The organism is Salinarimonas soli (assembly GCF_008386575.1).
Taxonomy (GTDB): domain Bacteria; phylum Pseudomonadota; class Alphaproteobacteria; order Rhizobiales; family Beijerinckiaceae; genus Salinarimonas_A; species Salinarimonas_A soli.
The window spans coordinates 460,441-468,977 of sequence record NZ_VUOA01000019.1; the positions used below are offsets into that span (position 1 = coordinate 460,441).

Consider the following 8,537-nt stretch of genomic DNA (forward strand, 5'->3'; position numbering starts at 1 on the left):
GCTCCGGGGCGGGGCGCCCCGGGCCTAATCCTCGATCCCGGTGCCGGGCTTCCTCAGCGGCGCCGGGTCGGCCTGGCCGAGCAGGGCCTCCGGCAAGGCCGGCCGCGGCAGGACCGGGGCGGGCCGCGCGGGCGCCACCTCCGGCACCACCTCTCGGGGCAGGATGATCGGCGCGGGCGCGTCGCCGGGGCGCTCCCCGATCAGGGTGCGGATCGTGTCCACGAGCGCGAGCGGCGCATAGGGCTTCGTCAGGAAGCGCGCCCCCGGGGGGAGGGGCCCCGTCAGGTTCAGCCCCGAGGTCACGACGATCGCCACGTCGGGCCACCCGACATGGACCGCGTGGGCGAGCGCGAGACCGTCCATGGAGCCCGGCATGTTCACGTCGGTGAAGAGGACCCGCACGTCGGTGCGCACCCGCAGGATGGCGATCGCCTCGTCCGCGTTCGCGGCCGAGATGACCCTGAACCCCCCATCCTCGACGAGAACCTCGTCCGCGAACATGCGCACGAGGGCCTCGTCCTCGACGAGGAGGACGACGGCGGGCTTCTGATCGTCGGTCATGATGGTCCTTGACATCCGCTCGACTGAGAGCGGCGGCGCCATAGGGCGCCCGGCAGGTTCGCCGCTCGAAAACCTGTGCGACGGTTACTTATAGTCGACTTTACGACAAAAAAGACCTGCGCGTTCGGTCATACGGTCTCGTGCGGATAACGCTGGGTCAGCCGGATCGGGCCGGATCGGCCTCTGTCCCGCCCGCCCGCCGGGCGGCCTCGTCGAGGGTCAGGGCCGGGGCGCCGGCCCGGTCGGTCAGCGCGCGCACGCCCGTGATGGCGAAGAAGCCGTAGGCCGCCTTCGAGGCGAGGTCGAGGAGCGTGTAGATCGCGGTCGTCGCGGTGCCGCCCCATTGCCCGAGCCCCTCGTTCCCGAGAAGGAAGTTCACGGGATAGAGAAACCAGATCACCGAGAGCACCACGGCGTTGCGCAAGTAGAGCCGGCGGTGGTCGGCCCCCGTGACCCGCGCTTCCAGGAGAAGCGGCCCGCAGATCAGGTAATAGACCGCCAGGAACGCGCCCGAGCTGACCCCGTACCAGATCCATTTCTCGTGCGAGCCCGAGGGCGAGAGGGCCGCCACAAGGCCCGTCAGGATCATGATGATGTCGGCGCCGATGAGCCCCGCCACCACGGGCTTGCGCCGGGTGATGGGAGAGCCGAGCGCGGTGGTGGCGAGGCCGAGCAGCAGGAGCGGGGTCGTGAAGGTCCAGGTGATGTAGCGCGAGACGAAGACCTGCCGCCCGTCGTCGGCCGTGAGGCTGCCCTGGCCCAGCGCCATGGCGAGATAGGTGCCAAAGGCGATTAGGAGGACGAAGAACTGGCTCACCGCCTGGCTCTCCTCGAAGGGCGTGCGGGCGCGCTTCACGAAGGCGAGCATCACGATGGCCGCGAGCGCCATGCCGGCGACGCCGACCCACAGCCAGGCTTCCGTTGCGGGCTCGATGGGTCTGGGATTCATGGATGCCTTCCGCTCCGTCTCAAGGCCGCGGGCGTGCTCATCGGACGGGCGGTCGCGGGCTGATCGAAAACGGCCAAGCCGGGACGCGGTTCGCGGGTGCGGCGAAGAGGACCAGCGCGCCTGCTACAGAGCCGCGATGGCGGGCCTGCCCCGGCGGGGCTCGAGGGGGAGGACGGGCTTCGTCTGCGCCTCGCCGAGCGACACCAGCATGCGGCAGGCGAGTCCCTCGGGCGCGAAGTCGAGATGGGTCTCGCCGTCGAGATCGCGGGCGATGCCCTGCTGGAGCAGGCGCGAGCCGAAGCCCTTGCGCGCGGGCGGGGTCACGCGCGGGCCGCCCGTCTCCTTCCAGACGAGATGGAGGCGGGGTCCCGCCTCGTCGTCGCTCACGCGCCACGACACCCGGATGCAGCCCTCGGGCACCGAGAGCGCCCCGTATTTCGCGGCGTTGGTGGCAAGCTCATGGGCCGCGAGCCCCATGGGAACGGCGACGCGCGGCGACAGGGGCACGGAGGGGCCGTCGAGGACGATGCGCCGCCCGGAGCGGTCGTCGTAGGGGTCGAGCTCGGTGCGCAGGAGATCGTGCAGGGACACCGTCTCCCAGGCGGCCGCCGTGAGGAGGTTGTGGGTCTTCGACAGGGCCATGATGCGTGCCTCCAGGTTCTCCCGGTAGGCCTCCTGGGTCGGCGCCGAGCGGCCCGTGAGCATCGCCATGGCCTGGACGGTGGCGAGCGTGTTCTTGACCCGGTGGTTCAACTCCTTGATGAGCAATTGCTGCCGGCGCTCCTTGGCGTCGAGCTCGCGTGCGGCGGCCGCAAGCGCGTCTGCCACCTGGCCCACCTCGCTCGTGGCGCCCTCGGGCACGGCGATCGGCTCGCCGCGGCCCAGAGCCGCCGCGGAGCCCGCGAGGGTGCGCAGGGGACGCACCACGATCTCGGCCGCGAACCACGCCAGCACCGCGGTGAGGAGGGCGACGAGGGCGCCCCAGATCGCGATCCGCCGCTGCATCTGCCCCACGGCAGCGAAGGCGAGGTCGGCGTCCTGGCGCACGAGAACCGACCACCCCAGGCCCGGATAGTCGCGATAGCCGGAGGTGCGCGTGTAGCCGCTGAGATAGGTGCGCCCGTCCGCCCAGGTCTCCACCGCCGAACCGCCCGTGCCCGCGGCGGCGCTCCTGGCGCTGCGGGCGGTCGGAACGGTCTTGAGGAGCTCCCGCGGGCCGAGCAGGACGGTGCCGTCGCGGGCGAGCACGAACACGTCGATCTCGGGGTGGCGCACATGCGCCGCCCGGCGCAGGGCCCGCTCCAGGTCCTCCGCCCACGACCAGTAGAGATGCGCCGCGAGCACGCCCGCGAACGAGCCGTCGGCCGCCTGCACGGGCGCCGCGAGATCGACGAAGCGGGGAGGATCCCTTGGGTCGTTCGCCAGGAGGTTGGCGAGCAGGATCGCGTCGTGCACGTCGCCGACGAAGGGAGCCTTGCTGCCCTCCACGAAATAGTCGCGCTTCCCCACGTCCGCGCCGACCACCTTCGGGATCGTGGCGGCCTGGACCACGCCGTCGGGGGGAACGAAGAGGATCGCCGCGTAGTCGGGATAGGTGGCGCGCAGGCGCTCGATCGCGGCGCTCCGAACACCGGGGCTCGAATCGCGCACGCCGTCGAGCGCGGCCGCGACCTGGATGTCGCGCCAGCGCTCGTACATGCCGCGGTCGAGATTGTCCGCCATGTGGGTGGCGAGCTCGGCGAGGTCCGCACCGATGTCGCGGCGCAGCCGCTCGCTGGTCTCGCGGCTGGCGAGGATCGCCAGGGCGGCGGTCGCGACGAGGCCGATGACCGCGATGGTCATCGCGAACACCAGGCGAAGCGACGGGCGGCGGCCCGCGACCATGACCATCCTCACGTTGAGCGGCGCGAGGCTAGACCATTTTCCCGCTTCGCGACAGGCCCCGGGGCGAGGCGGCCCGCGTCATTCCCGCTCATGGCGAACGAAACGTCACAGGCGCCGCCGGCGGCGCCCCGCATCCCTCTGCCGACCCGGCAATTCCTGCCGCGCGCCGGGCAGAACCTGCGGGGCCGAGCGCCAGGGCTGGGAAAAAACGCCAGCGGAATCAACGAACTTCGCCCGGCATGCCCCTTGCGAGCCCTCTCGCGGTCCATCCAAGCCGGATGAGGGGAGTACCATGGGTATCTTCGGAGCGATGACGACGGCCGTCTCCGGCCTTCGCGCGCAGTCCTACTCGCTCGAGAACATCTCGGGCAACATCGCCAACTCGCAGACGACGGGCTTCAAGCGCGTCGAGACGAGCTTCGTCGACATGATTCCCGACACCCCGCCCAACCGCGGCCTGGCGGGCTCGGTGACGGCCTATTCGCGGCTTACCAACACCATCCAGGGCGACCTGCAGCCCACCGGCATCTCCACCAACATGGCGATCAATGGCGAGGGCTATTTCATCGTCCGCGAGCGCACGGGCACGAACAACACCGACCCGGTGTTCTCGGGCCGCAACTATTACACCCGTCGCGGCGATTTCAGCCTCGACCGCAGCGGCCACCTCGTGAACGGTGCGGGCTTCTACCTGCGCGGCGAGACCATCGACCCGGCGACGGGCCAGGTGCGCAACGGCGGCGCGGGCGTGATCCAGATCTCGCAGGCTCCGCTCCCAGCGACGAAGACCGAGACCATCAAGTACGCCGCGAGCCTGCCCAGCCGCCCGGCCACCAACGCGTCGATCGGCGGCGCGGCGAATTCCGAGCTCCTCTCCCTCGTGGAGAGCGGAGGCGGCTATACGGGAGCCCAGCAGTCGGCCTTCCTGGACCAGACGATCTCCGGCGGCTCGATCGTCGCCTACAACGAGATCGGGGCGCCGGTCGACGTGCAGTTCCGGTGGGGCAAGACGAACAACGGCACCGCGGGCCCGCCCGCCACGTCCGGCACCTGGAACCTCTATTACATGACGAACAGCACGGCGACGGGCGGGACCCAGGCGTGGCGGAACGTGGGCACCTCGGTCACCTTCGACACCGCCGGCCGGATGACCCTACCCGCCGCGCCGGGCACGCTCAGCATCTCGAACCTCACCATCGACGGGCTCGTCGTGGGCGACGTCACGGTGGATTTCGGCGACCAGCTGCGCCAGTACCCCGCCACCAACGGCGCCATCCAGGGCGCTGCCCTCCAGCAGAACGGCTTCCCGACCGGTACCCTCGACTCGGTCGCCGTGAACTCGGACGGGCTCATCGTCGGCAACTATTCCAACGGCCGGATCGTGCCGGTGGGCCGGGTGACCGTGGTGCAGTTCAACGCCGACAACGCCCTGAAGCGCGGCGACGGCGGCACCTACGAGGAGACCTTCGAGTCCGGCCCGCCGATCATCGGCATGGGCAGCGCGAACCTCACCGGCGGCCATGTCGAGAACTCGAATACCGACATTGCCGAGGAATTCTCGAAGATGATCGTAACCCAGCAGGCCTATTCTGCGAACACGCGCGTGGTCTCCACCGCGCAGCAGATGATGCAGGACATCATCAACATCGTCCGGTGACGTGAGGGGAGGCGACGCGATGAGCCTGGGAGGAGCCCTGAATTCGGCGCTGTCGGGCCTGCGCACCACGCAGGCCGGGATCAACGTCGTCTCGCAGAACGTCGCGAATGCCGGGTCGGTGGGCTATTCCCGCCGGCAGATGTCCGCGGTGCAGACCCTCTCGGGCACGAGCACCACGGGGGTTCGGGCCGGGGAGGTCCAGCGGATCCTCGACGTCGTGGCGCAGCGCCAGCTGCGCCTCGAGACCTCGGCCGCCGGCTATACGGGCCTGCGCGCCGACTACGCCTCGTCCCTCGAGCGCCTGTTCGGCCAGCCCGGCGCCGCCGGGTCCCTCGACAAGGCGGTGAACGACTTCACGGGCGCGCTCCAGTCGCTCATGGCCAATCCCGGCGATCCCGCCACCCGCGCGGCCGTCCTCGACCGCGCGGGCGGGCTCGCGAGCCTCATCGGCGCCACGGCCGACGGCATCCAGTCCCTGCGCACGGACGCCGAGGGTCGGATCGGGGGCGCGGTGCGGCGCGCCGACGACCTGCTCCAGGGCATCCAGGCGCTCAACGCCCGGGTGATCACCCCGAAGGGCGGGACGCCCGACGCGGCGCTCCTCGACGAGCGCGACCGCCTGATCGACGAATTGTCGGGCCTCATGGACGTCCAGGTCTCCATGGACGACACCCATTCGGTGCGGCTCTCGACCCAGGCCGGCCAGACCCTGTTCGACGGGTCCATGGCGGTGCGCCTGAGCTTCGACGGGCGCTCGAGCCTCGGCCCCGACACCCTCTACGCCACCGATGCCACCCGCGGCGTCGGCACCATCTCGGCCCAGGTGCCAGGCGGCGCCAAGATCGACCTTATCGCCCGCGGCGCGTTCCGCTCGGGCGAGATCGGCGCCGCCATCGAGATGCGCGACGATGTCCTCGTCCAGGCGCAACGCCAGCTCGACGAGCTCGCGGCGGGGCTCGCCGTGGCGGGCTCGGAGACGCGCCGCGAGGGCGTGGCGGTGACGAACGGCTTCCAGGTCGACACCACCGGCTCGCGTACGGGCGACGTGATCAACGTGAGCTGGCTCGACGCGGGCGGCGTGCGCCGGGACGCGTCCTTCGCGGACGCGAGCGCGGCCCAGGCGGGCCTTGGCCCTACCTTCACCGTGACCGCCTCGGGCGGCACCGTCAGCATCGTGGGCACCACCCCGGGGCGGGTGCTCGGCGCCTCGTTCTCGAGCCCGGGCACGCTGGCGCCGCGGGCCCTCGCCGACCGGCTGCCTGGCGACGCGCCGCCGCTCTTCACCGACCGGTTCAGCACCGACACCACCTATGGCGGCGTCCACCCGTCGACCCTCCAGGTCACGGGGCTCGCCCAGCGTCTCGGGGTCAATCCGGGGCTGCTCGGCGACCCCAAGACGATCAACGGCTTCACGGCGCTCCCCGGCGACGCCACGCGGGCGACGGCCATCGTCGACAATCTCACCCGCGCCGCGCGGGCCTTCACGCCCGCCACGGGTGTCGGAGGCGCGAACGCCACCTATGCGGCGCCGGTCACCGACTTCGCGCGCCGCGTGGTCGAGACCCAGGCGGCCAACGCCGAGTCCGCCGGCCGCCTCGACGAGGGCCAACGCATCGCGCTCTCCTCCGTGGAGGCGCGCTTCGCCGACAAGGCGGGCGTGAACATCGACGAGGAGATGGCGCAGCTCGTGCAGCTCCAGACGGCCTACGGCGCGAACGCCCGGGTCATGAGCGCCGTGCGCGACATGCTCGACATGCTGCTGCGGATCTGAAGGAGACCCTCATGGCCCTGACCCCCTTCGCGGCCGGATCGGCCGGCACCCGCCGCACCGCCGAGTCCTTCACGACGATGCGCCGGGATCTCGAGGATCTGCAGCGCCAGCTCGCGACGGGCCAGCGCTCGGACACGTTCTCAGGCCTCGGCCTCGGCCGGCGCACCAGCCTCGACGTGCGCGCCAAGCTCTCGGCCATCGCGGGCTACCAGGAGGGCATCGCCAACGGCTCGCTGCGGCTCCAGGTGATGAACAAGGGGCTGGAGAGCGTCACCAAGGCCATCGGCCAGCAGAAGGCCCAGTCGACGCCGCCCTCCTTCGAGCCCGGCGGCAGCGGCCAGACGCCCATGCAGCGCGTGGCGATGGCCAACCTGCGGCACGCCGTCGATGTCCTCAACGCGAACGTGAACGGGCGCTACCTCTATGGCGGGCGCGCCGACGACAAGCCGCCGGTCGCCGACGTCGACGCCATGCTCAACGGCGACGCGACGGGGCGCGGCCTGATCGCCGTCATCGCCGACATGAAGGCAGCCGACCGGGGCACCGCCGCGTCGCCTGGCCTGCTGACGGTCGGCGGCAGCGGCGCGCTCACGACCCTCACGGAGACGAGCGCCACCAACGGCTTCGAGATCCCCGCCCAGACCCCCTTGGGCTCGGCCTCGATCAGCGCCTCCGTCAGCGGCGCGGCGGGGTCGCGGGCGTTGAGCTTCACCGTCAACACGGTGCCGGCCGAGGGCGAGGCGGTGAGCTTCGAGCTCGGCCTGCGCGACGGCACCACCCTGCGGATCGCGCTCACGGCGCGCGCCGGCAGCCCCGCGGCGGACGCCCGCTCGTTCCAGATCGGCGCCACCGCCGCCACCACGGGGGACAACCTGCGGGCTGCCGTCGACGCCGCGGTGCGCGACGCGCTGCCCGCCCTCGACGCGGCCTCCGCGATGCGGGCCACCACCGCCTTCTTCGATGGCACCGCGCCGGGCGCGATGACCTGGTACAAGGGCGAGGGGGTCCGCTCGGTCGCTCCCCCGGATCCTCTCTATTCCGTCACGGCGCGCAACGGCGTGCCGCTGCGCGTGGACACGGCGCAGTCGGTCGGCGTGGGGGCGCGCGCCAACGAGGCGGGCTTCACCAACATGCTGGCGGGCTTCGCCGTGATGGCGGCGGAGACCTTCAGCACCGACCCGGCCAAGCGCGACGGCGAGGCGGCGCGCTACGCGGCGCTCGCCGCCCGGTCGACGGCGAGCCTCGATCCCCCCGCCGACAAGGGCAACCTGCGCGACATCGTCGCCGATCTCGGCTACGCCTCCGCCGCCCTCGACGGGGCCAAGAGCCGGCATCAATCGGCGAAGGTCATGTGGGAGAACGCGATCGCGGGCGTCGAGAAGGCGAACGACGAGGAGGTCGCGGCGAGCATCCTGAGCCTGCAGACCCGCCTTCAGGCGAGCTACCAGACCACCTCGATCCTCTCGAAGCTGTCGATGGTGAACTATCTCTGACGGAGCGCCTTCGGCGCAGGTTCTTGCGCTGGATCCCCGATCAGCGATCCGCTTCGGCTAAAGCCTCCGCTCCTCTTGGCCGGGAAAGTGCGGTTGAGGTTCTGGCGACCTCTGGACCAATTCCAACGCCACTTTCCCGGACAAGCCTCGCGAAGCGAGGTGCAGATTCGGGATCCAGCGCAAGAATCCGCGCCGCAGGCGCTCCCTCTATCCCGCCACCAC

At 71.3% G+C, this 8,537-nt stretch carries 6 protein-coding genes; 3 read left to right on the forward strand and 3 right to left on the reverse strand.

Features of this window, described 5'->3' with window-relative positions; genetic code table 11:
* Positions 1 to 24 precede the first annotated feature (24 nt).
* From F0L46_RS11380 to F0L46_RS11390, 3 genes are all read right to left on the reverse strand, one after another.
* Entirely contained in the window at positions 25 to 561 is a 537-nt protein-coding gene (locus F0L46_RS11380) for a response regulator (RefSeq protein WP_210247632.1), read from the reverse strand.
* 157 nt (positions 562 to 718) lie between these two features.
* Positions 719 to 1,510, reverse strand: coding sequence for a bacteriorhodopsin (locus F0L46_RS11385; RefSeq protein WP_149817501.1), 792 nt, complete (start codon positions 1,508 to 1,510; stop codon positions 719 to 721).
* Positions 1,511 to 1,633: 123 nt separating this feature from the next.
* Positions 1,634 to 3,394, reverse strand: coding sequence for a sensor histidine kinase (locus F0L46_RS11390; protein ID WP_149817503.1), 1,761 nt, complete (start codon positions 3,392 to 3,394; stop codon positions 1,634 to 1,636).
* Between the two features lie 292 nt (positions 3,395 to 3,686).
* Between F0L46_RS11390 and F0L46_RS11395 the strand changes: the two genes are divergently transcribed.
* From F0L46_RS11395 to F0L46_RS11405, 3 genes are read left to right on the forward strand one after another with little or no spacing between them, the layout of a single operon-like run.
* Entirely contained in the window at positions 3,687 to 5,051 is a 1,365-nt protein-coding gene (locus F0L46_RS11395; RefSeq protein ID WP_149817505.1) for a flagellar hook protein FlgE, read from the forward strand.
* A gap of 19 nt (positions 5,052 to 5,070) precedes the next feature.
* On the forward strand, positions 5,071 to 6,822 hold the full coding sequence (flgK, locus tag F0L46_RS11400) for a flagellar hook-associated protein FlgK (protein WP_149817507.1): 1,752 nt from the start codon (positions 5,071 to 5,073) through the stop codon (positions 6,820 to 6,822).
* An 11-nt stretch (positions 6,823 to 6,833) separates the two neighbouring features.
* Complete coding sequence (locus F0L46_RS11405; RefSeq protein WP_149817509.1) at positions 6,834 to 8,315, forward strand: flagellin family protein; 1,482 nt, start codon at positions 6,834 to 6,836, stop codon at positions 8,313 to 8,315.
* The last annotated feature ends 222 nt before the right edge of the window (positions 8,316 to 8,537 follow it).

Bases quoted from the DNA above. Each gene is read 5' to 3' on its own strand.
- F0L46_RS11380 (WP_210247632.1), bottom strand. From the start codon at position 561: ATGACCGACGATCAGAAGCCCGCCGTCGTCCTCCTCGTCGAGGACGAG.
- F0L46_RS11385 (WP_149817501.1), bottom strand. From the start codon at position 1,510: ATGAATCCCAGACCCATCGAGCCCGCAACGGAAGCCTGGCTGTGGGTC.
- F0L46_RS11390 (WP_149817503.1), bottom strand. From the start codon at position 3,394: ATGGTCGCGGGCCGCCGCCCGTCGCTTCGCCTGGTGTTCGCGATGACC.
- F0L46_RS11395 (WP_149817505.1), top strand. From the start codon at position 3,687: ATGGGTATCTTCGGAGCGATGACGACGGCCGTCTCCGGCCTTCGCGCG.
- flgK (WP_149817507.1), top strand. From the start codon at position 5,071: ATGAGCCTGGGAGGAGCCCTGAATTCGGCGCTGTCGGGCCTGCGCACC.
- F0L46_RS11405 (WP_149817509.1), top strand. From the start codon at position 6,834: ATGGCCCTGACCCCCTTCGCGGCCGGATCGGCCGGCACCCGCCGCACC.